The sequence below is a fragment of the Asticcacaulis sp. AND118 genome (genome assembly GCF_020535245.1).
GTDB lineage: Bacteria > Pseudomonadota > Alphaproteobacteria > Caulobacterales > Caulobacteraceae > Asticcacaulis.
This window is the reverse complement of sequence record NZ_CP084911.1, coordinates 645,416-669,368: the sequence shown is the minus strand read 5'-3', so window position 1 is coordinate 669,368 and position 23,953 is coordinate 645,416. Positions and strand designations below refer to the sequence as shown.

The following is a 23,953-nucleotide window of genomic DNA, read 5'->3' as shown; positions in this document are numbered from 1 at the left end:
CTGCGGCCGGATCATCCGGTCGTCGTTCCTTGTCAAAGTGCCATGCTCGAAACTCCGCATCCCTCAGCCGCGCCGTCTCTCAATCTTGAGCGGCCAAAATCCAGACCCCAGAGAGCGGCTCGAAAATGGATGATCGGAGGCGGCCTCGTGCTTGCCGCCATGCTGATGTGTGTCAGTTGGCGCTATATGGTGCCTCGCTCCGTTTCCCTTTCGGCCGTGGAGTCGGGTCTCTTTCAAACCTATCTGAGCGGACCCGCCACGCTGAATGCTCTGACCAAAGCCGATCTGGGTTCCAAAGTTTCCGGCCGGTTGACGTCGGTCCGAGTTGATCTGAACGATCATGTCGTTGCCGGGCAAGTCCTGGCCACCGTAGAGCAAGCGGATCTGCAGGCCCAGGCTCTGGCTTCCACGTCAGCTGTCCATGCTGCCAGCAGCGGTGAAATGCAGGCACGCGCCGCTTTGGCAAGCGCCGAGGCGGGCCTGATCCATGATCAGGGGAATTTCAACCGGCAGGCTGCGTTATTTAAACAAGGATGGGTTTCTCAGGCGAATTATGACCAGGCTCTGGCCTCCTTGCGCAGTGCCGAGGCTGAGGTTGCGGCCCGCCGTCAGGCTGTTCAGCAAGCCGTTGCACAGGTGGAAACCGCATCGGCGCAATCGCAGGCAAGCCAGGCCGTACTGGGCATGGCTGAAATACGGGCACCTTTTGACGGCATTATAACAAGTCGCAATCTGAACCCCGGCGACCTTTTGACGCCAAGTGACAAAGTCTTTGAAATCGTCAGCCCCCAAACCCTCGTCTTGAACGTCCGGTTTGATGAAACGGCCATCAGCGCCGTTAAGCCCGGCGACAAGGCACAGATTTATTTCGGTTTTTCTCCGGGAACCAGTTTTTCCGGCAAGGTGTTACGCATTAGCCGTGACGTTGACCCGGAAACCCGAGAGTTTACGGCGGATATTGTTCCAGCAAACTTGCCCGATAACTGGGCTATGAACCAGAGAGCAACGGTCAGTATAGTTACAGGGCAAATGGCAAACGCCATGTCCGTTCCACTGGGCTGTATCGTCAGGCGGAAAGGAACGGCCGGCGTTTGGGCCGTCCGCGCCAGACGCGCCTACTGGCAACCCGTGACTCTGGGGCCCAGTTCACTCGACCGGATCATGATTAGAGGTGGCCTTAGCGCCAGTCACGTCATCTGCGGAACCCGTGACGTTTACGACTTCATGCCCGTTGAGACGGGGCGCAAGTCGTGAACCTCGCGTACAAGGACGTAAAACAAAATCTTGCCCGTTTCCTTCTGACCGCCGCCGGGATCGGGTTTCTGCTTATGGCGGCTATCGGTATGATCGGCGTCTATCGCGGCATCGTTGAAGATGCCCTTCTGGTGATCAATAAGGTCGGGGCGGATTTATGGATCGTTCAGGGCGAACGTGACGGTCCATTTGCCGAATCGTCATCGATTGCGTCACACATCGACCAGCGGGCTGCCGGACTTACGGGTGTTGAAAAAGTCCGGCGATTTGTTCAGTTCAGTCAGCAGTTTGCGCATGAGGGCAAGTCGTTGAGGGCCTCAATCACCGGCCTTGACTATCCCACCGACAGCGGTGAGTGGTTCGCTTTGACGAACGGACGGTATATTCAAAGCGGCCATTTCGAAGCGATCGCCGACGCGGCCACCGGCCTGAGCCTCGGCGCGAAGGTGCGTCTGGGGAAGGATGACTTTACCATAGTCGGAACAACGCGTGGCATGGTGGACCCGTCCGGCGACGGCATGGTGTTCGTCACCATCAATGACGCGACCGCAATTGCATCGACGCGTACGAGCGAACAGGTTTTGCTGGCACGGGCAAAGACCGGAACTATCGCCACGCAGGGCTCCGTATCGCAGGACAGCAAGATCGCGGCTGTCCTTATAACGCTTTCGCCGGGGGCGTCGCTGGAAACGGTCCGCGCCAGCGCCATGCGTTGGGGGGACGTCAACGTCATCACACAAAACGAACAACGTGACCTTCTGCTCAATAAGCGGCTGGCGAGGCTGAGAACCCAGATACTGGCCTTCACGGGGGTTCTGCTGGTCGTCACAGCGATCGTCGTTTCGCTGATCATCTACACCTTGACGATGGAAAAACGCAACCAGATCGCCTTGCTGAAGCTGATTGGCGCGCGCGACAGCGTTATCATCAACATGATCGCTCAGGAAGCGGCTCTGATAGGGCTTTCAGGTTTTGGACTGGCGCTCATCATCGCCAATCTTCTGTTCCCCCTCTTCCCCAGGCGCGTTGCGATGATGCCCGCCGATCTGGGGACGCTGTTTGTGTTTCTGGCTCTGATATGTGCGCTGGCAAGCTGGGTGGGTATTGCCCAGGCGATGAAAATTCGCGCGCAGGAGGTCTTGTCTTGAGCGATGTCATTCTCGACGTTCGCAATGTGGAACGCCACTATCCAAGCGGGGATAGCGTGGTGAAAGCGCTGGATGGTGTCAGTCTGGAAGCGCATCGTGGGGAACTGATCGGTATAACGGGGCCCAGCGGGTCCGGGAAAAGTACGCTCCTGTTGATCTGCGGTCTTCTTGAGCCGCCGAGTCGTGGAGAGGCGTGGATGGACAAGGCCTGCGTGTCATGGCCGGGTGCACAACTCGATACGCTTCGCGATTACAGACGTGATCGGATCGGGTTTGTTTTTCAGAAACCCAACCTTATCCCTTTCCTCACAGCCGTCGAAAATGTGGCCATCGCCCTTGAGATCGCGCGGGTGCCGACCCGGGAGGCCCAGCACTACGCGGCGGATCTTTTGAGAGCCCTGGACCTCGGCCATCGCATCGACAGCCTCCCCGTGCGCTTGTCCGGAGGTGAGCAGCAGCGCGTTGCCGTCGCCCGCGCCCTGGCCAACGATCCATCTCTTATTTTAGCCGATGAGCCCACAGCCGCCCTAGACAGCGTAAGGGGCCGTCAGGTCATGGAATTGTTCAAGCGGATAACCCGTGAGCGAAGAGCCTGCGTGCTTGTCGTTACCCACGATCCCAGAGCGCTTGATCTGTTCGACCGCGTGATCGAACTATCAGATGGACGCATATCGAATGAAACCGCCTCTCGCCGAGCCGGCACCCCGCTTTAAGCACGAGGGCCTGTACTCAGGGTTTGCGGATCGCGCTGCGGTCGGGAGATGAGCGGTCAGCCGTCTCCTGTTTCGCCTCCGATTTTTGTCGCCCCGCGCAAAAAGTGACCGTCAGAAATGAGGGTTCCGGCCCGTACCACCCTTTGAGTTTGAATCTTGAAGGAGCCTCCCGTGCCTGTTTCCTTATGCCCTGTCGCGCGCCACTGCCTATTAGTCGGCGTTTCCCTCCTGAGTTTTGCCGGTCAGCCGGCCTTTGCCGCAGAGGGCGAATGGCTCAAAGAGCAGTTTTCAGTTGAAGAAAACGCCTGGTCCTTTGGCGCCGACTACTATTCGCCCAGCCATGAGAACCGGCCGATTGACGTGGTCTCGCTCGAAGCAACACGATCCTGGCAGTACCGTTCGGGGCTGGAACTTCAACTCCGCGGCGGCCTTATGCATACGGACGGCATTCGCACCGATTATCCGCCGGACGGCGAGGGTCTGGACAGCACGACTACGGGCGTCACAGGCGGTCTGGGCTTCCGCTATAACGCGATTAACATTGACCGTGCTCACCTTTTTGTGGATGCAATGTACCAGGTTTACTGGTCGCCAAGCCAACCGTTTCCCTCAGGCGGCAGCGGCATCAATGGCTATCTGCGTTGGGGAGGCGGTCTGGGCTTCGACGTAACCCCGTCCTCAACGATCGAAATCGCCAATCATTTTGGCCATATTTCAAATGGCGGCAAGCCCCCTCAAAATCCAACATGGGAGGGTCACGGCATCAGTGTGAATTGGCGGCGCAGATTCTAAATTGAAGCGGAATTTATATTGAGCATTAAATAGATATTTTCTATTATTAATGCATTGCAATATTGAATTTATAATTCGCAAAATAGTTCATTTTTATTCATATTCAGTTCATTTTACTTAAGTGAATACTGTTATTACTTTGGCATTCCGCCAAAGCACCAGTCAGGAGAACATTATGCGCACTCAAAATCTGTTTCAAAATTTTGGCCTGGCCTTTACGGCGAGCGGTCTGTTGTTCCTCGCAGCGCCCGCTTGCGCCCGAGCCCAAGCTCAGGTCGTGTATGATGGTTATTGCTACCAGAAGAAAAGCGAGGCCAAGACCAGCGGCGCCGTCGTCGGAGCCGTTGCCGGCGCCGTAATCGGTAGCGAAGTGGCCGGTCGTGGGGACAGAACCGCCGGGGCCGCCGTAGGCGCTGCCGCCGGGGCGGCTCTCGGCGCAGAGGCCGGAGCGGGAAGCGTAAACTGCTCTGGAGGTCACTACTACGTTTACACGGAAGGCTACGTTCCGCCGCCTCCACCGCCTCCGGGATATACGGTCGTTTACTATACCGCGCGCCCGGTTGGGGTGGTCTACCAACCTGTATTCGTCACACCCAGGCCCGTTTACAGGCCTGTTTACATCGCCCCTGTCGGCCCCGGCTATCGGGCGGGTTATCGCAAGGGGTATTACGACGGCCGCCATCCCATGCACGCCTATTGACCGCCTTTTATCATGCGCACCCTGCGTTACCGCGGGGTGCCTTCCCCACTTCGTCCCGCGCCTGAGACACACTGCTATGGCCACTTTCCGCAACCCGCTCAGCAGCCTGTGGGGTCAGACGCTTTTTGGGACGCTGGGTCTTATACTCCTGGGGCAGATCGTTACGCTGGCACTGGTTTTTGCCTTTATCGTCTTGCCCCAGACCCGTACCTTCGCCCGCATCGCCGGAGATAATCTGGCCAATACGGTGCTTTTGCTACAGACGTCGCCAGAGTCGCAGCGTCCGAAACTCTTAAGCCTCATCCGTGCCTCGGCGGAAATTGAATTCAGGTCGTCACCCCCGCCCGACGCCAGACCCGCTGTGCAGCATTTGCAGCGACGTTTCATGATGGCTCTTGTAAATAGCCTTCGAGAACGCGGGATCAAAGTGCTCCTCGTCGACAATCGCCAGAGTTTAGTGTGGGTGGAACTGTCGCTTGACAGCAAGCCGACATGGATGAGCCTCTCCCCCCGTGCGGCCCACCCCGTCGGATGGGTGGCTTTGGCATTGGTCATGCTGGCTATTTTTCTTGCCGTTTTGGCCACCCTGGTAATGCACACCGTCATTATGAACCCTCTCGATCGTTTGAGGTCGATGGCCGATAGTGTTCACGAGTCCAGTGGACCCGTCCGTATATCGGAAGACGGACCGAGCGAACTTGCGGCGCTGGGGCGCAGTTTCAACGCAATGGTTCTGCGGAGGGAACAAGCGGACCTCGATCGAAATCTCCTTCTGGCTGGAATTAGCCACGATCTGCGTACGCCCTTGTCGCGGCTGCGCCTGGCTTTTGAAATGTCGGGAATGTCCGGCCTCCCCTATGGCGCCCTCGCTGAACGCCAGATAGATCGCATACAGACCATTTTGTCGCAATTTATGTGCTTTGCCCGCGGATATGACAGCGAACCCCTCACCTCAACTGATCCTCAAGCCCTTATCCTTGATATTATTCGCGATTTTGAAGACTGTGACGTGCATTTCAGCGTTACCGGCATTGTCCCGCGCCTCGCCGTCAGGCGCGAAGCCCTGAGCCGCGCCCTTATCAACCTTATCGAGAACGCCTTAAAATACGGCGTCACGCCCGTTGAGATCGCCCTCAGACATGAGGAAGAGTCGGTTATCTTCGCTGTGCGTGATCAGGGGCCAGGCATGGCCAAAGAGGAAGCAGCGCGCCTGCGTCGCCCATTCGTTCGCGGAGGGACTGTCGGGCAAGAAAGCCACGCTCAGGTCGATGTTCCCGGCACGGGCCTTGGACTGGCGCTGGTCGATAAGATTGCACAACTACATTTCGGAAGACTGGAATTCGAACAACGGGATTACGGCTTCGAAGCACGCCTTGTCATGCCGGTGCGCCAGCAAACCGCCGAGGCGTAGACTGTCACTGACGCGAACCGTCCGCGTAAGAACAATTAAGCCATGGACAGGATCATGCTGTTGAAATCGAGCGTAAAACTCTTAGCCTGTCTTAGGAAATCCTGTCCGATCTCACCATGGCGATCGGGTTGAGCTTTGGACAGAACTCTGATGTTTGGTAAGTTGATCTGCCTACCCGCCGCTTCCAAAAGAAGCCGAGGCAATACCATCGCGGCGGCGTCAACCGCTGTGCCACCAGCGCCGCCGACGGTCGCAGCTTTCGTTTCAGCCTGTTTCCCCAAGTCGGGATAGTCGAGTAAAGCCGTGCGATGCAGGCTGGTTTGCCTCGCCCCTGTGTCGACAAACATTCGAAGCCGATGCCCCCCTTGAGCCGTTCGCACCTGCATAAGTGGCTGCACACCGGAGAGTATGAGATTTGGCTTTCCCGGCGTTTTGCCTTTCGCGTCGAAGCTGAAGGTTTCCGATACCCCCTCGGATGCGAAGGTGAGTTTGCCCAGGTCCAGCATAACGGGCAGACCGATAATCACATCGATTGTATACTTCCCACCGGCGAAACTCAGTTGTTCGTCCGGCAAGACAATAAAAACGACGTCCTTTAGCACGGCCTTGCCGATCCTCAGTTTTGAGGCCACAGCGAACCGCGTGGTTATAGCCGCACGACTCACACTGCCTACTGACGCTGAGGACTCAAGGAATGTGAGCCCCAGTTTCTGGGCGGTTGTTTGAGTGATAGTCGAAAAAGCCGCACCACTATCAAGCACCGCCGACAGGCTATTCGCGTCAAACGCCACATCGATGCGCGCAAGCCCCGCGAGATCACGTGTCAAAGGAAGGGTCGTCGGGTCAGATTGCACCAGGGACATGGCCGGAGCCTGCGAAAGCGCGGCGACAAAAGCGGTGGTCTGAGTCTGGACTTCACTTGCGAGCGAAGGGTCGAGCTCTCCGGCGGCGGTAAACGCCTTATGGGAGAGCGAAAACTGGCTCTGACGCAAATATATAGCTCCCAGTTCCGTTAACGCCGTTGCGCGCATCTTCACCGGGGCATTTGACGCCGCGAATGCCGTCAGTCTGGCTATGGCGTGTTCGTCCTTATGTCTGAGTGCCAAAACCACCGCGTCCGCCAGTTGTTTATCGTCACCCTCGCCCCGCCACGCTTCCAACGCGTCGATATCGCGTGAGGCAATGGCATCTAATATGTCTGGATGATTTGTTGAGCGAGCCAGTGCGGACGACCCCGCAAGTGTCAACATGGACAGGGTGGACATAAAGAAACGGCGGGTTGCGAGGGTCACGATCTTAATCTTTCTGCAGGGATATAAGCGGCGGTTCGTGCGCATCAGAGGTGCCCGTTAGATCACGCAGTCCGGGGGGCATGGAGGTTAGAAGGCCGAAACGCTTGAGCGGATCCCCTGTGTTACCTAGCGCAGCGGCAAGGCGCATTTCCGAAGCAAGCCCAGAATGGTGAAGACAGGACAGATAGGCGGAATCCGTCCAGAAGCCCGTGCGTATCGAGGCCGCGTCGTGTCCGATGAGGGCCACGAGCACTTCGCGGGCGTCGGCAATCAGCGTTAACTGTCGTCCGGGCCAGCGATCCGTGACAAACGGCGCACCCGGGGCAAGTTGCGTGGAAAAAGGGGCGTCGGGATCGGGGGCATAGACAAGCCCCCCCACAAGAACACCACGGGAATGCGCGCGAATTAATCCCTCGCGCAGCATCTCAAATGGCTGCGCAAAGAGATCAAACAGCAAGGTTTCCTGAGCGCTGTCAATCATCTGACAGGCCCGCTCAAGCGCCTGCGGCAGGGATTTAAGGTGATAAAGCCGATCTTCCGGCGCGGGCGCGTGCAGGCTTGAAAGCGCTTTTTCAGCCGCCTCCGACTGGCTCAGGAAAGTTCGCTTTAATACAGCAAATAATTCAGAAGGCGGTACGGGACGATAACTCCGCGGCTCGGCATCATCGCCAATCACGGCCCCTTTACGCACGAGACACTCAAGGGCCTGATAGGTATTGGCTGTCGCTTTGCCCACAGCGCGCGACAGCCTGTAGCCGGTCGCCGGCGAGCGTTTTAAGAGCTCGGCGTAAAGGCGCGATTCAAGCTCCGTAAAACCGAAGGCGGTAAGACTTTGGTCAACTTCATTCATATTAGTAGTTATTACTACCATTAATAAAGGCGCAAGTGTTTTTTGTCTCCCTCGCTGAACTCAGACTCAGAACGTTTCCAGCGACAACAGCCCTGTGCGCGGGCGTTCTCGGCCTTCATTTGCCTTCACCAGAGGCTGTCGGAGAATATTATCTGGCTTGCAAATACGGTGTAGAATCTGCGGGATCGCGACTGGGCTCAGCGTCGCGGGCGCGAAGCCGATAGCTTCGGTCATGACTTTGCCGGCACTCATAAGCGAGGCGCCTGAAAGTGCCCGCTCCGCGGCGCTGCGAGTCATAACCAGAGCGGCGCCTCATTTGTCGACGCCGTCAACGCCAAGGACGCGGGCCTCCCGTGCCAGCATCAGGCGCATAAAGACAGTCCCTGGGATGGGAGAATACATGTAGGGGGACGTGAACTCGAAGCCGAGCTTCAGATAGAGCCGCTGCGCATCGACCATGGTCGGCAGGGACTCAAGCTTCATCTCGGAATATCCAGCTATACAGGCAGACCGCGAGATGACTTCGATGAAACGGGTAGCGATACCCCGGCCGCGCATTTCAGGCGCGATGTACAAGCGTTTCAGTTCGCACGTTCCGGGTTCTGCCAATGGGCGCAGCGCGCCGCAACCCAGCAGTCGATCACCAGCGTCGGCGACCCAGAGCCCGCCAAAGGGAGGGATATAGTAGCCTGGAAGCGAAGCGACCTCTTCATCGAACGACTGGTAGGAAAGGTCTGCGGCGATTTCGCCGATATAAGCACGAAAAAGCCTGGCGACTTCAGACCGGTCGCCGTCGTGCCACTGGCGGATTATCACATTCATTGGGTTTCGCTCGCGCTGAGGCGGTCACACCGGAACCTGGGCTCAAGGCAAGCGAATAAGCTGACCGCAGTGTGTAGCGTGTCGGAGCCGTGCTGAAAGGGGAGGTCGGGTCCGGATTCGACCGTCACATCGCCGGCCCAAACGATGCCGGCCACGAGCACTGGTTTGAAGACGGTCAGCGCCGTTCGAGGGTCAATATCGGAAAGGTTCATTTTGCTACCATCTCATTGATCGAGATGGAGACAAATGATCCAAAGCAAATTTGGTGTAAATATACATATGTATATTGATTACGTCTCTAACCACAGTGGCGGCGCGCGCAGGCCTTTGACCAGGGCGCGCCGTCTCCGGTCAGCGCGCCGCCTCACGCTCCAAGGGATCGATCACGCCGTTCTTGTTCAGGTCATATTTTTCAAAGCCGAGAGCCGGCGCATTCGTGAATTCGGCGCGACTAAGCTTGGCGTCGCCGTTCTGGTCAAGGTGCCTAATGGTGTCTTGAAGCTTTTGGGCGCGGTCGCTGTTCTGCAGAAAGCGCGGGACGTCCGCAGCGGAAATGAAGCCGTCGCGATTGCGATCAACGCGATCGAACTGGCTCATGCGGTAGCTCTCCCATTCCGCGCGCGTGGTGCTGCCGTCGCGATTAGCGTCCGCCGTCGCGAACCGAGCGCCGGGACTGTCGTCGGACTGGGCGAGCACCGCACCGGACGCTGCGGCCAACGGAAAGAGTAGGCTGAAAAGAATCTTGATGTTTCGCAATGTCATTTGTGAACCTTTAAATGCACTCGCCCCCGAGCTGTCACCGTTCCTGATACGAAGACATCTCGCAAATCTGACGCTGAGATCGCCTTCTTCGAACAAGGTCTCGACCTGCACACTTAACTTTGCAGGTCATTCAGAAGCGGTTCGGCAACTTATTTTTGCGCGGCGCGGTCAGCCGCTCGGCTGCCGGAGGTATCAGGCTGCGAAAGCGGACAGCTTGGCTCATTTAGAGATACTGCGGGATGCAGGGGCCTAGGCGGTGAGCAACAGAGGATTGTGTCGTTGCGTGCGCGTGGGGCGGACGTGAACAAGCATGTCGATGAAGCCTCGACCCCCGCCTGTGCTGCGCGGATCGATCCCAGTCCCCTCGCCGCAGGCGCTGCGTTTCCCAAGGCACAAACCGCATCAATGTCATATATATGTATAATTATAACAATTATTTGCAAAATACCATAATTTGATATATGCATACATTTGTACAAATCTATTCCAAGGATGACAGCAATGGCAACGATTGAACGGGTTCAAACGGGGATTCGCGTCGAGACGCGCATCTTGAAAGTTCTCAAAGCCCTCGCCGAACACAAGGACTTGACCCTTGGCGATCTGCTGGAGGGCATCGTCCTGCACGCCTTCGATGGTGTCGCACCCTTTACGCCTGACACCCTTCAGGTCATCGCGAAACTGAAGGATATCTACGGGCTCGATTTGTCCGCCGGTGACAGCCATTGCCTCGCCGACTCCACGAGCGAAAAACCGAAACGAAAGAAGTCAGATGTTTGATTCTACACCGCTTAGCCTCAAGCATTCGATCGATATTCCGTTGCCGCTCGACGAGTGCTTCGATCTGTTCACACCCCACGGCGAAACCCTTTGGATCGCGGAATGGAAGCCCGAATACATCCATCCGCGGGACGGACAGACGGTCCAGGGGATGGTCTTTCTAACCTATCACGGTGCTGAAACAACGCATTGGACCATTGTCGACTACAGGCCTCATCAGCACTACGTCCGTTACTCCCGCGTCACGGCCGGATCGCGATCGGTCCTAATCGAGGTGCAATGCATCCCCCAAGGCGCCTGCAACGACGACACGCGCGTATGGGTTGCCTACACACTTGTCCCCATGAGCGAGAAGGGAGTCGACGACGTTCGAAGCTTTCAGGGAGAAAACTATGTCGCAATGATCGAGCGCTGGCGCACGATGATCCTGACATACCTAGATCGACGCGAAGCCGGCGCCTGATGCCCGGGCCGACAAGACAAATCTTTGCCTCGCTCGTTTGGGCGGAATGCGATGGGGACTCGTCCGGACAGGCCGTCGTAGGGGCCAAAAAAAGCGGTAACTTTATCAACGCTATCTATCAGGCCTGACACCATCACCGTGTTGGCGAAGCGGCCTGGGAAGCCCCCGCTATCGATCGTGGGCCCATCCTGCCGTAGGAAGTCTCAATGCAGGAAATTGGCGCTTCCCGACACTCCGACGCGGTGGCCACTTGCGCCGCCCTCACCTAGTCGCCGACCTTGACCGTCACTTCTCAGTTCCATCTTTGACATGACCAAGCAAACCGCGCGGGATAGAACTGATAGTTTTTGGTATCTGGTGCCGTACCCCGCTTCCCAAACCACCTGCCACAACCCGGATGGGCGCACCCCAATCGACGACATTCTCGTTCTTGCTGTCGCCGCCAAATGCCCTCCGCCGCCGGCAATTAACAAGAACAGGGGCGCGGGAATACAGTTGCGCCGGGACCCGATTATTCAAATTCATGCTCTAACCTAAAATTGACGTCACAATATCAGGAGGTAAAATCGCACGCTCACCGTCCAAATATCTGGACAATATTGCCTTCAGGATCCCGAACGGCGAGCGTGCGATAGGGGGCGCCGTCCGGTCTGACAATGCGGTGCGAAAAGAGTGCACCTTTTGCGGTGAGGTGCGTCTCAAGCGCCTCTATATCGTCAGTCCAGAAGCCAGCCTTGAAGATGCCATGTGTACGCCAGGCTTGACGCTGGCTATTTTCCGCCAAAGGCGGAGGCGCGGCATCGGGACGTTCGATGATTTCTATCAGACTGTCCCCATTGGCCAAAAACGCGAAGCGAATCGGACGGTCTGGCACCGCCCCTTCTTGGGTGACCGCGAAGCCCAGCATCTGCGTATACCATCGTGCTGTCGCTCGCGCATCGGCAACAGACACTGCCATGAAACCGCCGCTGAATTTCGGGTCAGCTTGCACTGCTGTAGGCAGCAACAAGTACACGGCTGCAACGATGGCCAGCATTGAGAGAACGCGACGCGCGCCTACGTGCCATCCTTCAATAATTGTGTGATCAGAATACGGTTTCATGGACGTCTCACTTCGGACAGAAGGCATTAACGTGCGACAAAGCCACCGTTCACAAACAGTGTCTGACCCGTGATCCATCCCGCCTGCGGCGAGGTGAGGAAGTCGACCATTGGAGAGATATCCTCAACGGCACCTAAGCCGCCGGTAAATTGCTTGATCATCGCCACCGAATGTTCGGATTCGGCTCCATAGAAGAAGGGCGTGTCCAGCGCGCCGGGGGCGATCAGGTTGGCCGTGATCCGGCGGCTCTTGAACTCCTGGGCGAAGACGCGGGTCATGTGCTCGAGCGCCCCCTTGCTGCCAACGTAAATACCGTAGCCTCCGAACGCCAGGCCCAGGATTGAGGTGCCGATGTTGATCACCCGTCCACCGTCGGGCAGGTAGCGGACGGCCTCGCGCATCAAAAGGAACGGTGCTCGCGCATTAACCGCGAAACAGGCGTCATAGTCTTCCAATTCCAACTCACCGAACGGCTTCTTGATAATGAGGCCTGCATTGTTGATCAGGACGTCGAGACGACCATAGGTCTCTATCGTGGTCTTCATCAGCCCAATGACCGCATCGGCCTGTGTCAAGTCGGCTTGAACAGCAACCGCCTGCGCACCAAAACCTCGGATCTGTTCGACAGCCGCATTGGCTTCCGCAGCGGAGTTCGAGTCGTGATAGTGCACCACGACGCGGGCACCTCGGCGGCCGGCATTCTCGGCGAAAGCACGGCCCAGATTTTTCGCCGCACCTGTCACCAGGACACATTTATCTTCAAGCCAAAGTTCAGACATTCCAATTTCCTTTTGATGTTCGCAGTTCGTATTCGGCCGGTGAAGTACCGAGCGAAGTTCTTCGGTTTCTGAAATTAGAGCCTTCATCGGCTCAGTTGAGCCGCAGAATGGCTCTACGTTTTTGCTTGATCGCGCAATTTTTCCGAAAAGTGGTGTCCACTTTGTCGGATTGCGCTCTAACAAGTTGGCGGGTCAGCGGATCGGCCATCTACGGCCACGTTCACCGCGGCAACTGCGCACAGAGTCTGCCCCCAAGCGCACGTCGTCACTTTGGTGACGCCTTGGGCTATGGCTTGGGGGCGCTCCTCTTCGGGTGGGCGGAGCTTTCCGGGGGCGCTGCATGGGCCGCAGTTCTGTTGGCTTGTCTAAGTATGATGGCAGGAGGCGCGCCTGGCTGCCACATGCCGGTTCAGCCCGCACGTTTGCCAATAACCTTTGTTCCCGTGTCCCATGCTTCGCCTCCAATCAGAGCGTGACCTGGAGCTTGATGCTGCACCGCCACACGCACGAGTTCGGCGTCAGGGTCGAAGGAAGTCAACCCGTGTCAGGTTTTCATCAGGCAATGATCAGGTTCATCAGGCGGCCCCGCAAAGCATGCAATCCTATCTCGACTGGAAGACCTGCACCCGGGTTTCGTAGTTCATCGGGATGCCAAACCAAATCGACCGGCCGTCTGGGGTGAACCGGACGGTGGCGTGAACGGACGCCTGGTATCCAGTGTTTTTGGCGGTTTCCTTAACCGCGCGCGATGAATTGCGGTCCGCTGTCCAAAGCGTGAAGGTCTGTTTATCAACCCAGGCGAATTGCGTGGCAGTCACATCCCAGCCGTCATAGGGAATAAATGCGTCGATGACGGGACTGAACCGACCTTCATCGTCCATACGCCAAATACCCTCGTTCCCGCGGCGTGAGACGTACCAATCGCCTGCGCCCGCATTTCGCGCGGCCTCGATCCCCTCCCCCAACACCTTGCCACTGGGCAGATGGAGACGGCCATCTGACACATAGGCCAACTGATTGGGCCCCAACCATAGGGGCGAATAGGTATCATGACCCGGTTCGACAGGTGACGCAGTCCCGCCGGACTGGGCTAGATGAAGCTGACGCCGGCCGTCCCGCAGAAGGACAAACGCGACTCGCTGGCCGTCGGGCGACACAGCGGGCGCCTGGATTATCCCCGCGGGGAGGTTCAGGGAAATGGGTGTCGCCTTTCCACCCTCCCGTCTCCAAAGCTGACGCCGGCCCGTACGGTCGGAAACAAATACCACGTCCTGCCCGTTGCCGAACGGTGAAGGATCCTCATTCAGACCTGCGGCCAGGGTATCGATCTTCGTCGTCTGGCCCGAGGTTATATCTCTCCGAACGAGAGCGGTGCGTGCATTGACGCTTTCGACTGCCAGGACGCCACCACGCTCGGAGGCCGCTGACAAGGTGCGGATCGATGCCAAGCCGTTGAGTAAGCGACGCGGTGGTTTGCCATCAAGGGGGTAGGACCAGACGTTGCGGTCATTCCCGTGATCTATGGAGACATAGACCTCACGGCTGTTAGCCGACCATGCCACCCCGTAAATGTCGCCGCCGTCGCGGGTCAATGGCCGGACATCACGACTATGAAGGTCGAGGAGCATCACCTGTCCGGATTGCCAGGCGCCTTCGCGGAGGAAGGCGAGCCACCGGCCATCAGGCGATGCCGAGGCGAACATATCGCCGATGCTGGTTTCGGGTGGCTCGGTCAGAAGTGTACGGCTGCCGTCAAGGCCCAAACGGTAGACGCCGGTTACCTTCCCGGCGGCCGCCGCGTAGCTGGTATAGATTGCCTTTCCGTCTGGCCGCCAGCTCAATTGTGGAAGGGGGCCATACCCGCAAGGCCCTATCGAGTGGGAAACAGTCGGCGAAGTTATGTTCAGCCATCGGTATTCGCAACGCTGCTGGTTTTTTGCGACATAGGCGATCGTCGCGCCGTCCGGGGACCAGGCCGGCGCCGCAATCGTGCCGGTTTGATTGAGCAGTATTGTTTCCGGCCCGTCCGGCAGAGGTCTTATAACCAGTTGGCGGTCATCACCGGATTTGCGGACAAATACGAGCGCCTTCGCATCTGGAGAAAGGGCGGGCTGAAGCTCTCCAATGGCTGGGCTGGTAAAGACAGGACTGAAGATATCCGGCCCCGTCGGCCAAAGAGTAAAGGCGGCTCCGGCGACAAGGATGCCCCCGGCTGAAAAAGCAGCAACCATGGTTGTCGATGATCGCCAGCCCGACCATGGTAAAGTCCTCTGACGAGGTTGAGGCTCTGAAACGGTATCTTGGCTCTCAGCTACCAGCCGGTAGCCGATTTTCGGAATGGTGGTAATCCGAACGTCCGTACCGAGTTCGGCAAGTGCGGAACGTAATTGATAGACAACGCGATTAAGCGCGTCCTCACCGACCCTGACTTGCGGCCAGCAGTGAGCGAACAGCGCCTCACGGGTGCAGGTCACGTTGGCGTTGCGGGCGAGGAACAGAAATACACACATGGACTTGGGTTCAAGCCGAATGGTTTGATCTCCGCGCGACAATTCGCACAAGCCAGGATCAGCGCGCACGCCGCAGACGTCTATCACTTCCATTCGTAAACCCCGCCAAAGTCCCGACAGGCTGCGAACAGCCGTGGGCAATGTCAATTGCTGTTGGGGAAATTCTGTCGAGCTGTATTTGGTCCAAGCGCGATCCCGTAGGCTTTGGACTTGACTTTGCTGTGCGCCTTGGTCGGACAAACAATGACGGTGAGCCGTCGCCTGACGGCACTAAACGAGCCTGACATCCAACAAACCGTTGATACATTCCTGCTTAAACGCTCACGAACGTTGCAACCCACCGTGGAAAAGAAGCTGCCCTACACACAGCCGCCGCGAACCAAAAAAAAAGATGGCGAAAGAAGCGATGAAAGATGCGGATTCGGGAGGCTCAAGACTGAAAATGTCCAACCAAAGTGTCTAACCGTCCAAAAAACTGAAAAAGCCAATAAGCACAGCTAATTCAGAAGAAACTGGTAGGCGCGGAGGGACTCGAACCCCCAACCAGACCGTTATGAGCGGTCGGCTCTAACCATTGAGCTACACGCCCTCACCAGAGGCAGGGGCTGCGTGCCTAACACGGCCCCGTTTTGATTTAAAGCCCTTCCTCCGCATTTTCAACACGTGTCAAACCTGACGGAATTCCGATGCGCCGGTTCATGCGCCATTCAGGGCGGCGCATGGATATTTGACACACAGGCGGGGCAAGCTCCGCCCCGCGGCGGTCACATCGGGGTCATGAAGATGCCTCGCTTGCCCGCCAGATCAGGTTTACCGGCGCACACCACGCCCAACTTAGAGAGACGACTATGAAACGGATGTTCGCGGTTTCCGCCGCTGCCCTCGCCCTGATGACCGCCGCCGCTCCGGTGATGGCGCAAACTCCCAACAACGCTTCTGACTCCCCGAAAGCCGAACGCATGGCCAAGCGCCACACGGGCACGCTTCTCACCCTCTCCGAAACCGCCGAGGTGCGCTCAACCCCGGACGTCGCCTTCATCACCTTCGGCGTGGTCACCGAGGCCAAAACCGCCGAAGAGGCCATGAAGCTCAACGCCCAGAAGATGAACAGCGTCTTCGCGGCCGTGAAGGCCCAGGGCATCGCCGACAAGAACGTCCAGACCACGGGCCTCAACCTCAACGCCGTCTACGACTACCCGCAAAACGGCGGCACGCCGGTCCTGCGCGGCTATCAGGCCAATAACCGCATCAGCGTGCGCGTCGAAGACACGAAGAAGCTGGGCGGCGCCATCGACGCCGTGGTCAAGGCCGGTATCAACCAGATCGACGGCATCGCCTTCGGTCTGAAGGACCCGACCGCCGCCGAGGACAAGGCGCGTCTGGAAGCCACGAAGACTCTGATGGCGCGCGCGGAACTCTACGCCAAGTCGCTGGGCAAGACGGTGAAGCGCATCAAGTCGCTGAACGAAAACGCCAGCCTGTCGGCGCCCCCGCCGATGCCAATGTACCGCATGAAGGCCGAGATGGCGGCTGACTCGACGCCGGTGGCGGGCGGAGAGGTCTCGACCTCGCTGACGCTCAATGCCGAGTTCGAACTGGAATAGGTCTAGCAACGCCAAAGTTGCCAACATGACAAGTCCCTCTGCGACATTCTCGCAGGGGGATTTTTGTATGCGACGCTTGCCGCCGGAACGCCTTTGCGCGAAAAGGCCTTATGAGCCAGCCGCACAACGCCTCCGTCACCCCTCTCTTCACCACCGAAATCTACCGCGCGGAACTGTCGTCGCAGCCGGATTTCGAGACTTTTCTGGAGGAGATCGACGACACCTGCCGCGCCTTCGCCGACGAGGACGAGGCGGGGCAGGGCTGGTCGCAGCAAAAGGGCTATCTCGGCTATACCTCCTACGGCTCGCTGAACAATCTGCCCCTGCTGGCCAGCGCCTTTGAGGACCTCAAGGCCCATACCGACGCCCACGCCGCGCGCTTTGCCGAGTTGCTGGAATACGACCTGCCCGCCGGCGCGCTGAAGCTCGACAATATGTGGATCAACATCCTTGAGCCGATGGGGCACCATTCCAACCATATACATCCGCACAGCCTGATTTCCGGCACCTTCTACGTCAGCGTTCCCGACGGGGCCAGCGCGCTGAAATTCGAAGACCCGCGCCTGACCAGCTTCATGAATTCGCCGCCGCGCAAAGAGGGCGCGCGCCGCGAGCATCAGCCCTTCGTCTACGAAGCGCCCAAACCCGGCACCCTCCTGATGTGGGAGAGCTGGCTGCGCCACGAAGTGCCGATCAATCTGTCTGAAGATATCCGCATAAGCATCAGTTTTAACTACAGTTGGTGAGATGATGAGCGAACCCGTCAAGACCGCGCTGACCGGTTATGGCTATGCCGGCAAGACCTTCCATGCGCCGCTGATCAGGGCCGCCCGCGGCCTCGCTCTGAGCACCGTAGTGTCTTCCCGTCCGGATGAGGTTCATGTTGATATTCCCGGCGTGCGGGTACTCGATTTCGAGAGTGCTCTGGCCGACCCGGCGATCGAACTGGTGGTCATCGCCACGCCCAACGACCTGCACGCGCCGCAGGCCATTGAGGCGCTCAAGGCCGGCAAGCACGTCGTCATCGACAAGCCCTTCGCCATCACTACCGCAGAGGCTGAGACCGTTCTGGCGGCGGCGAAGACGGCCAATCGTCTGGCGACCGTCTTTCATAACCGGCGATGGGACGGGGATTTTCTGACCGCCAAATCCCTGATCGACAGTGGCAAGCTGGGGGAGGTCAGCCTGTTCATCTCGCGTTTCGACCGTTTCCGGCCCTATCTGCGCAATCGCTGGCGCGAACAATCCTTGCCCGGCTCCGGCCTTTGGTACGATCTGGGGGCGCATCTGGTCGACCAGGCCCTGTGCCTGTTCGGTTCGCCCGACGTCGTTGCGCTCGATCTGGCCCAGCAGCGCGAAGGCTCGGTGGTCGACGATTATTTCCACGCCACCCTGTTCTATGGCCCGCATCGGGTGCGCCTGCAGGCCAGCACCCTGACGCCCGCGCCGGGGCCGCGCTTCGAGGTGCACGGACGGCGGGGATCGTGGGTGAAATACGGGCTCGACACGCAGGAGGACGACCTGAAGGCGGGAAAACACGTGGGGGGCGAAGGTTGGGGTCTGGACCGCGACGGTCTGTTCACGCCGGTCGCGGATATCGACCCCCTGCCCCCGGTGGCCCAGCCGACCCTGCCGGGGCGTTACGAAGCCTTCTATGAGGGCATGGCCGCGGCCATCCGCGGAAACGGCCCCTTGCCCGTTGCGCCGCAAGAGGCGCTGAATGTCATGCGCCTGCTCGATCTGGCGCGTGAGAGCGCGGAAACAGGTCATGTGATACGGCTGTAAAAAAAGCCGCTCCGGTTCGCACCGGAGCGGCTAAGTTTTTCCGGGCCGCAGCAGAGGCCCGGACGTGTCAATCCTTAGAAGCGCTTGCGCACCGTGACGAAGGCCTGACGCGGCGCGCCCGGCAGAATCGTCATGGCCGTGCCCGCCGTGTCGCTGTTGCTGAAACCGCCCGAACCGATGGTCGAGATATAGTCTTCGTCCATCAGATTGGTGACGTTCAGTTGCACGTCGATGTCGAGCGGGAAGCGATAGCCCACCGTGGCGTCCGCCGTGGTGAAGCCTTCGACGCGACCGCCGTTGTTTTCGTAGGTGTAGTAGCGCTCGCCCGTGTACTTGGCGCCGACCGTGGCGAACAGCGAACCGTTGTCGTAGGACAACTCGGCGTTCAGCATGTGCTTCGGCGTGTCTACGACCGTCTTGTTCTTGGTGCGGGCGCGGATCGTGCCGTCGGCGGCCACAACGTCGTTGGCGTACTTCGAGTCGTTGTACGAGTAGGACGAGTAGAACTTGACATTGTCGCTAACGCGCCAGGTGCCGGCGATTTCGACACCGTTGGTCTTCACGCCGCCGACATTCGACAGAACCGGGGCGTTGCCCTGGATCGACGAGCCTTGCGCCACCGCCAGAATGCGGTTGTCGAAATCAACGTGGTAGAAGGCGACCACACCGCGGAAGCTGTCGAGGTTCAGACGCGCGCCGGTCTCAAACGTCTTCGAGGTTTCCGGCTTAAGATTGGTGCGCACATAGTCGACATTGGCCTGCGACAGCGAGCTGAAGGGGCCCGATGTGGCGGCGGAAACGTAGGCGGCCATGTTTTCCGAGTACGAACCGAACAGTTCGACTTCCGGCAGCGCCTTGAAAACGAAGCCGACCTGCGGCAGGAAGCCATCGTCCGACTTGATCGTGCCCGACAGCGGGTTGCCGGCGATGCGGCGGACCTTGTTTTCGACGTTCATCGCCTTGAAGCCGAAGTTCACCTTGAACACATCCGACACCGTCCACACGTCCTGCACATAGGCGACGGTCGTCTTGGTGTTAAAGGCGTATTCCCACTGCGTGAAGAAGGGGTTAGACTGGAAGTCCAGCGGGTCGCGCTTCGGGGCCGAGGCGTTCTCGGCATAGAAACGACGCGCCTGATTGAAGTCATTATCCTCGGTCCAGAAACCACCGGTCAATTGGTGCGCGCCCAGATCGACGTCGATCGAGGCGAACAGGCCCGTGCGGTCCACGTCGTATTCCGTGGTGCGGATCGACAGCGGCGCGTTGTCCGAAGTCGCGCCCGCCGTGGCGTAGTTCGGCGACGGGGTATAGGGGGTGACCCACAGGCCCTGACCTTCATTGGTGTGGTTGTACAGCGTGGCCGAGACGCTGACCATATCGTTGATCCGGCCCTTATAACCGACATACATCAGATCGTCGTCGCGGATGCCCGCACCGTAGTAATAGGCGTCGTCCACGCACTTGACGCCGCCCTGATACGGATTGGCACCCACGCCCGTCCAGCAGCCCGAAGCGTTGAGCAGAGGGCTGGTGCCCGCATAGTTGGCCGGGTTGTTATAGGCGGCGGCCACCTGCGTCGCCAAAGCGTAGTTCGGCTGGAAGTTATCCCAGTCGCGGCCGAGACGGTTGATCATGTCGAACGACATGTCCTGATAGTCCTGCTCGCGGCGCTCGGAGTGATTGATATAGCCGGTCAGTTCACCACCGAACAGCGGCAGGACGGCCTTGGCGTCGATCTGGCGCTGCTTCTGCTCGGAACCGCCCTTCCACTTGTCGGCCTTCTGGTCGGCGACCGACACATAGGCGCGCAGGCCGCCGAGATTGTCCAGCGTGCCGGTGTCGAAGCGGCCGTACAGGCGGTGCATGGCGTCGGAACCGACGGTGCCGGCCAGCTCACCGCCCAGATCGCCGTCCGGGTTGCGCGAGAAGAATTGCAGCGTACCGCCAAGGTTCGAGGTCGAAGCCGTCGAGAGGCCGCCCGCGCCCTGCATCATTTCCACGCGACCGACGTCTTCGCCGATGATGGCGCGCGAGATGTGCAGGCCGTTGTGGTTGCCATAGGTCATGTCGCCCAGCGGCACGCCGTCCAGCGTGAAGCCCATCCGGTTCTGGTTGAAGCCGCGCACCGAGATGCGGGTCGACCATTCGTAAGCGCCGAAAGCGTCGGCCGACTGGAACGAAACGCCCGGCAGCTTGTCGATGGCCTTCAGCGGCGAGGTGCCGGCGGCTTCCAGCGCCAGCTCGGCGCTCTTGACGGTTTGCAACTGACGGCTCTGGCCCTGACCGTAGACGATGACTTCGGTGATGTCTTCCGCCGGGGCGGCTTCGGCGGCGGCCGCCACAGGAGCCTCAGCGGCCATAACCGGCGCGGCGGCGAACAGAACGGCCAGGGCGGTCCCGGCTTGCAGGTAGGTTTTCATACAAAATCCCCAATGGGCGTCCGGATGACGCCTCTGGGGGATCGGGGTTACGCCGGCTTCGTGACAGCCGATTAACCAAACGGCGACACAGCCATGTCAGCCGTATCGCCGTTTTATGACGGGGATTTCCCGCAACAGTCGCTAAACAGGAGTCTTACGCCGGGAACCACTTCCGGGTCTTGGAATAGGCCAGATAGCCGATATTGGCCCCCAGACGGAAACCGACGCCGGCGCGGATCGGGGCGACGATAGTCTCGTCGGACTGCTGATAGTTCACGCCCAGACCGCCGATGAAATAGGCCGATCCATCGACGCCGGGGAAGCGCTGGTAGATTTTTTCCACATCATAAAGGCCGTACACCAGCGAGAAAACGCGCGAGGCGTTGCCGCCGGTATCGAACCCGATCGACGGACCGCGCCAGAAGATTTTCTGCGGCTGGGCCAGCGACTTCATATGAATCAGACCCTTGCCGTAGCGCAGGCCGACGGCGATGGCGCCCGACACCTCTTCGCCCGCGACATAGGCCGTCGGACGATCGCCATAATCGGAGAAGATTTTTTCGATGGCCCCGCCCAGCGCTTCGACCGTCACGCCGAGGAAGTCCGAACCGGCGCGCAGGATTTCATCGCGCTGATAGCCTTCGGCGGCGCGGCTCTGCGACGACGACGAGGCAGACGCGGATTGCCCCGTCTGTGTCATCGGGGTCTGGGCCAGCGCCTGCAGCGGCGAGGCGATCAGCGGGGTGGCGGCCGTCGCAGCGGCGCCCATCAAAAAGTGGCGGCGTTCCATTACGCAAGAGACTCCGTCGAGAACAGTTATAAGGCTTTATTAACCCTGAAGGGATGACCAAATCCTTACCGGTGGTTTCAGCTTCGGTTCATCCCCTGCCCCTCTGTCCCATTGTTGCGTGTCGGAAATACGGCTGCCTTAGTCATCCCAGCCCTGACGGCATTTCTTCTTGCCCGCGGCCATATCGCGCAGGCCCGGATAGGCCCCGGTGCCGTCGCGGTACTTCTGCCATTCGCGCTCGCGGGCGGCCAGACACAGCTTGGTCGGGCGGGTTTCTTTCGCTTGCAGCGGCAGGACGATGTCCTTCGCCGGTGTGACGGGGCAGTCCTTATCCATCGGGCGGCCCAAATCGCGCTGCTGGATGCAGAACTGCCGCTTGTTGAGTGCGCGGGTGGCCGCCGCCCGGCCCCTGTCCGCCCCTTCGGCATAGGCGCGCGGTGTGACGCCGGTTCCGGTTTCCGTCGCGGGGGCCGCAGCGGCTGGAGGTATAAGAGGCAGAGGCGTCGGCGTAGCGGGAACCGCTGGCGGGCGCGGACGGAGCGGCGACGCCGGACGGCTGGGAGCCGCTCGCGCCGGCGGGGTTTCGGGCGCGGCGGCTTCCACCACCGGTCGGGTCAGGGCTTCGGGCGGCCGCCAAAGTTCCACCCCGACGGGCGGGGCTTCCGGCGTTTGCGGCACGGGCGTCAGCCAGATGGCCAGAAGGGCGAGGCCGTGCAGGCCGAGGGCCACGCCCGCGGCTATGGCCAACCGCCCGGTTCGGCCCCCAAACCTTCCCCTGGCCGGTCCCCTGCCCTTTGTTTGTGTCATGGCCCGACTGATCACGGCAGCGTGTCGGGATTACGGCGCGGCGGTGACCCAAAAACGAAGGATCACGACAAGGTGTACACGTCCCGGAGAAAAAAGGCGTAATCTGTCAGAGGTCTGATGAAAGGAGGTGAGCGCGGATGCGAGCCTTTAAGATCAACCCGGACGACCTTATGGATAAGGTATTTCCCATGGTCATTGCCGGTGCCATGCTGGCGGCCTTTGTGGCGGCGGTACTCTCAGCCTTCTGAAAAGCCCTGACTGAAACCCGGTCTACCGGGGTTGAGCGTCCCATAGCTTCAGGGTGCGTTTCTTCACCTGCGCGCGCCAGACGCGGTCGATATTGGCCTCCACCCAGCCGATATCGACCCTGTCCGGACGCGCCAGAACGAGCGGCCACGGGCGATGGTGGTCCGTGGTGAAAAAGGTGTCCGGATCGACCTCCAGGAGGAAGTCGCGCTCCTCGAACGGCACCTTGAACACCGGCGCATCGTGCGCCGGGTTCCAGAACAGCATGGCCTTGCCATTCACCTTGAACGAGCGGGAGTCCCACGACATCGTTTCTTCGGTGTCGGGATAGCGCAGGATGATGTCGCGGAGCCTTTCAAAGGTCAGCATGAGGGTCTTTTCCATAAGCGATCACGATTATTAACACGGATCGGCGCGATTGCTTACCGTTTGTGATGAAGGTGCGACATATCGACATCTGAACTTTTTCGCACATGCAACATATATAGTTGCTGTCAAGAAAAGGAGAGTATCAGATGACCCTTATCAAGTTAAGCGACACGTTTGGTATGGTCGGCAACCTGCTGTTTGCGGCGATCCTGCCGGTAGCGGCGCTGATCGCGGCGGCCAGCCTGCTGTAAACCATCGAACGATGTCTGAAAAAAGGACGGCGGATCATCGGATCGCGCCGTCTTTTTCGTTTTTTTGGTATATCCATTTTACGGTGAGAGCGTCAATTTGCGGCCATAATCCTGCCCCTCCCGTCGCCTTGCCCCTGCCCGGTTTCGTGTCCCGGCGCATCGATGACGCCGCCGGCGAGTTGCTGCGGCCCGAAGGCCCCTGTGCCGGGATCGATTTTCACCCAGCCGTCGGGCGAGGAGGCGCTGGTCGCGCCGCACTCGCTGTCGTCGCGGACCGCTTTGCATTGACTTTCCCTGTGTCGT

Annotated in this window: 23 protein-coding genes and 1 tRNA gene; 11 read left to right on the top strand and 13 right to left on the bottom strand. The window is 59.2% G+C overall.

Going from position 1 to position 23,953, the window contains the following annotated elements; genetic code table 11:
* Positions 1–147: 147 nt before the first annotated feature.
* The 4 genes from LH365_RS16485 to LH365_RS16470 all read left to right on the top strand — a co-directional run bounded on the left by LH365_RS16485 (position 148) and on the right by LH365_RS16470 (position 3,907).
* The gene (locus LH365_RS16485) at positions 148–1,254 is read left to right on the top strand and encodes an efflux RND transporter periplasmic adaptor subunit (protein WP_226745651.1); all 1,107 of its coding nucleotides are present in this window, start codon (positions 148–150) and stop codon (positions 1,252–1,254) included.
* A complete protein-coding gene (locus tag LH365_RS16480) occupies positions 1,251–2,402 on the top strand; it encodes an ABC transporter permease (protein WP_226745650.1) in 1,152 nt (383 codons plus the stop codon). Before LH365_RS16485 ends, LH365_RS16480 begins: the two co-directional genes overlap by 4 nt.
* On the top strand, positions 2,399–3,115 hold the full coding sequence (locus LH365_RS16475) for an ABC transporter ATP-binding protein (RefSeq protein WP_226745649.1): 717 nt from the start codon (positions 2,399–2,401) through the stop codon (positions 3,113–3,115). Before LH365_RS16480 ends, LH365_RS16475 begins: the two co-directional genes overlap by 4 nt.
* 171 nt (positions 3,116–3,286) lie before the next feature.
* A complete protein-coding gene (locus LH365_RS16470) occupies positions 3,287–3,907 on the top strand; it encodes a hypothetical protein (protein ID WP_226745648.1) in 621 nt (206 codons plus the stop codon).
* Positions 3,908–4,010: 103 nt separating this feature from the next.
* Here the strand turns inward: LH365_RS16470 and LH365_RS16465 are convergent, their stop codons facing one another.
* A complete protein-coding gene (locus LH365_RS16465) occupies positions 4,011–4,385 on the bottom strand; it encodes a hypothetical protein (protein ID WP_226746308.1) in 375 nt (124 codons plus the stop codon).
* Between LH365_RS16465 and LH365_RS18785 the strand changes: the two genes are divergently transcribed.
* Both LH365_RS18785 and LH365_RS16455 read left to right on the top strand, forming a co-directional pair.
* The gene (locus LH365_RS18785; protein ID WP_370639770.1) at positions 4,278–4,607 is read left to right on the top strand and encodes a hypothetical protein; all 330 of its coding nucleotides are present in this window, start codon (positions 4,278–4,280) and stop codon (positions 4,605–4,607) included. The two genes, LH365_RS16465 and LH365_RS18785, sit on opposite strands and share 108 nt — an antisense overlap.
* Before the next feature lie 76 nt (positions 4,608–4,683).
* The gene (locus LH365_RS16455; protein ID WP_226745647.1) at positions 4,684–6,018 is read left to right on the top strand and encodes an ATP-binding protein; all 1,335 of its coding nucleotides are present in this window, start codon (positions 4,684–4,686) and stop codon (positions 6,016–6,018) included.
* A gap of 35 nt (positions 6,019–6,053) precedes the next feature.
* Here the strand turns inward: LH365_RS16455 and LH365_RS16450 are convergent, their stop codons facing one another.
* The 4 genes from LH365_RS16450 to LH365_RS16435 all read right to left on the bottom strand — a co-directional run bounded on the left by LH365_RS16450 (position 6,054) and on the right by LH365_RS16435 (position 9,744).
* Positions 6,054–7,310, bottom strand: coding sequence for a pepsin/retropepsin-like aspartic protease family protein (locus tag LH365_RS16450; RefSeq protein ID WP_226745646.1), 1,257 nt, complete (start codon positions 7,308–7,310; stop codon positions 6,054–6,056).
* Positions 7,311–7,314: 4 nt separating this feature from the next.
* Positions 7,315–8,160, bottom strand: a complete 846-nt coding sequence (locus tag LH365_RS16445; protein WP_226745645.1) for a TrmB family transcriptional regulator — start codon at positions 8,158–8,160, stop codon at positions 7,315–7,317.
* A 312-nt stretch (positions 8,161–8,472) separates the two neighbouring features.
* Positions 8,473–8,982: a GNAT family N-acetyltransferase gene (locus tag LH365_RS16440; RefSeq protein WP_226745644.1), complete on the bottom strand. Its 510-nt coding sequence runs from the start codon at positions 8,980–8,982 to the stop codon at positions 8,473–8,475.
* Between the two features lie 351 nt (positions 8,983–9,333).
* On the bottom strand, positions 9,334–9,744 hold the full coding sequence (locus tag LH365_RS16435) for an EF-hand domain-containing protein (protein ID WP_226745643.1): 411 nt from the start codon (positions 9,742–9,744) through the stop codon (positions 9,334–9,336).
* Between the two features lie 501 nt (positions 9,745–10,245).
* On the opposite strand from LH365_RS16435, the gene LH365_RS16430 reads away from it, so the two are divergent.
* Entirely contained in the window at positions 10,246–10,524 is a 279-nt protein-coding gene (locus LH365_RS16430) for a hypothetical protein (protein ID WP_226745642.1), read from the top strand.
* The gene (locus LH365_RS16425; protein ID WP_226745641.1) at positions 10,517–10,987 is read left to right on the top strand and encodes an SRPBCC family protein; all 471 of its coding nucleotides are present in this window, start codon (positions 10,517–10,519) and stop codon (positions 10,985–10,987) included. The genes LH365_RS16430 and LH365_RS16425 overlap by 8 nt, the downstream gene beginning before the upstream one ends.
* 574 nt (positions 10,988–11,561) lie before the next feature.
* Here LH365_RS16425 and LH365_RS16420 read toward each other — a convergent pair.
* The 4 genes from LH365_RS16420 to LH365_RS16405 all read right to left on the bottom strand — a co-directional run bounded on the left by LH365_RS16420 (position 11,562) and on the right by LH365_RS16405 (position 15,967).
* Positions 11,562–12,089 (bottom strand): VOC family protein, encoded by a 528-nt coding sequence (locus LH365_RS16420; protein WP_226745640.1) that lies wholly within the window; start codon positions 12,087–12,089, stop codon positions 11,562–11,564.
* Between the two features lie 26 nt (positions 12,090–12,115).
* Positions 12,116–12,868 (bottom strand): SDR family oxidoreductase, encoded by a 753-nt coding sequence (locus LH365_RS16415; protein ID WP_226745639.1) that lies wholly within the window; start codon positions 12,866–12,868, stop codon positions 12,116–12,118.
* 602 nt (positions 12,869–13,470) lie between these two features.
* The gene (locus LH365_RS16410) at positions 13,471–15,471 is read right to left on the bottom strand and encodes an LpqB family beta-propeller domain-containing protein (protein WP_226745638.1); all 2,001 of its coding nucleotides are present in this window, start codon (positions 15,469–15,471) and stop codon (positions 13,471–13,473) included.
* Positions 15,472–15,891: 420 nt separating this feature from the next.
* A tRNA-Ile gene (locus LH365_RS16405) sits at positions 15,892–15,967 on the bottom strand.
* Between the two features lie 259 nt (positions 15,968–16,226).
* Here LH365_RS16405 and LH365_RS16400 point away from each other — a divergent pair.
* The 3 genes from LH365_RS16400 (at position 16,227) to LH365_RS16390 (ending at position 18,767) form a co-directional block, all read left to right on the top strand.
* Entirely contained in the window at positions 16,227–16,982 is a 756-nt protein-coding gene (locus LH365_RS16400; protein ID WP_226745637.1) for an SIMPL domain-containing protein, read from the top strand.
* A 110-nt stretch (positions 16,983–17,092) separates the two neighbouring features.
* Positions 17,093–17,728, top strand: coding sequence for a TIGR02466 family protein (locus LH365_RS16395; RefSeq protein ID WP_226745636.1), 636 nt, complete (start codon positions 17,093–17,095; stop codon positions 17,726–17,728).
* A 1-nt stretch (position 17,729) separates the two neighbouring features.
* Positions 17,730–18,767 (top strand): oxidoreductase, encoded by a 1,038-nt coding sequence (locus LH365_RS16390; protein ID WP_370639757.1) that lies wholly within the window; start codon positions 17,730–17,732, stop codon positions 18,765–18,767.
* A 74-nt stretch (positions 18,768–18,841) separates the two neighbouring features.
* On the opposite strand, the gene LH365_RS16385 is transcribed toward LH365_RS16390, so the two are convergent.
* From LH365_RS16385 to LH365_RS16370, 4 genes are all read right to left on the bottom strand, one after another.
* The gene (locus LH365_RS16385) at positions 18,842–21,187 is read right to left on the bottom strand and encodes a TonB-dependent receptor (protein ID WP_226745635.1); all 2,346 of its coding nucleotides are present in this window, start codon (positions 21,185–21,187) and stop codon (positions 18,842–18,844) included.
* 154 nt (positions 21,188–21,341) lie between these two features.
* On the bottom strand, positions 21,342–21,977 hold the full coding sequence (locus tag LH365_RS16380; protein WP_226745634.1) for a DUF1134 domain-containing protein: 636 nt from the start codon (positions 21,975–21,977) through the stop codon (positions 21,342–21,344).
* A 138-nt stretch (positions 21,978–22,115) separates the two neighbouring features.
* On the bottom strand, positions 22,116–22,724 hold the full coding sequence (locus LH365_RS16375; protein ID WP_226745633.1) for a hypothetical protein: 609 nt from the start codon (positions 22,722–22,724) through the stop codon (positions 22,116–22,118).
* Positions 22,725–23,054: 330 nt separating this feature from the next.
* On the bottom strand, positions 23,055–23,399 hold the full coding sequence (locus tag LH365_RS16370) for an MmcQ/YjbR family DNA-binding protein (protein WP_226745632.1): 345 nt from the start codon (positions 23,397–23,399) through the stop codon (positions 23,055–23,057).
* Positions 23,400–23,953: the final 554 nt, after the last annotated feature.

Coding starts and splice junctions, on each gene's coding strand:
- LH365_RS16440 (WP_226745644.1), bottom strand. CDS start 8,982: ATGAATGTGATAATCCGCCAGTGGCACGACGGCGACCGGTCTGAAGTC.
- LH365_RS16390 (WP_370639757.1), top strand. CDS start 17,730: ATGATGAGCGAACCCGTCAAGACCGCGCTGACCGGTTATGGCTATGCC.
- LH365_RS16445 (WP_226745645.1), bottom strand. CDS start 8,160: ATGAATGAAGTTGACCAAAGTCTTACCGCCTTCGGTTTTACGGAGCTT.
- LH365_RS16455 (WP_226745647.1), top strand. CDS start 4,684: ATGGCCACTTTCCGCAACCCGCTCAGCAGCCTGTGGGGTCAGACGCTT.
- LH365_RS16420 (WP_226745640.1), bottom strand. CDS start 12,089: ATGAAACCGTATTCTGATCACACAATTATTGAAGGATGGCACGTAGGC.
- LH365_RS16395 (WP_226745636.1), top strand. CDS start 17,093: ATGAGCCAGCCGCACAACGCCTCCGTCACCCCTCTCTTCACCACCGAA.
- LH365_RS16425 (WP_226745641.1), top strand. CDS start 10,517: ATGTTTGATTCTACACCGCTTAGCCTCAAGCATTCGATCGATATTCCG.
- LH365_RS16380 (WP_226745634.1), bottom strand. CDS start 21,977: ATGGAACGCCGCCACTTTTTGATGGGCGCCGCTGCGACGGCCGCCACC.
- LH365_RS16435 (WP_226745643.1), bottom strand. CDS start 9,744: ATGACATTGCGAAACATCAAGATTCTTTTCAGCCTACTCTTTCCGTTG.
- LH365_RS16415 (WP_226745639.1), bottom strand. CDS start 12,868: ATGTCTGAACTTTGGCTTGAAGATAAATGTGTCCTGGTGACAGGTGCG.
- LH365_RS16370 (WP_226745632.1), bottom strand. CDS start 23,399: ATGCTGACCTTTGAAAGGCTCCGCGACATCATCCTGCGCTATCCCGAC.
- LH365_RS16400 (WP_226745637.1), top strand. CDS start 16,227: ATGAAACGGATGTTCGCGGTTTCCGCCGCTGCCCTCGCCCTGATGACC.
- LH365_RS16410 (WP_226745638.1), bottom strand. CDS start 15,471: ATGGAAGTGATAGACGTCTGCGGCGTGCGCGCTGATCCTGGCTTGTGC.
- LH365_RS16430 (WP_226745642.1), top strand. CDS start 10,246: ATGGCAACGATTGAACGGGTTCAAACGGGGATTCGCGTCGAGACGCGC.
- LH365_RS16385 (WP_226745635.1), bottom strand. CDS start 21,187: ATGAAAACCTACCTGCAAGCCGGGACCGCCCTGGCCGTTCTGTTCGCC.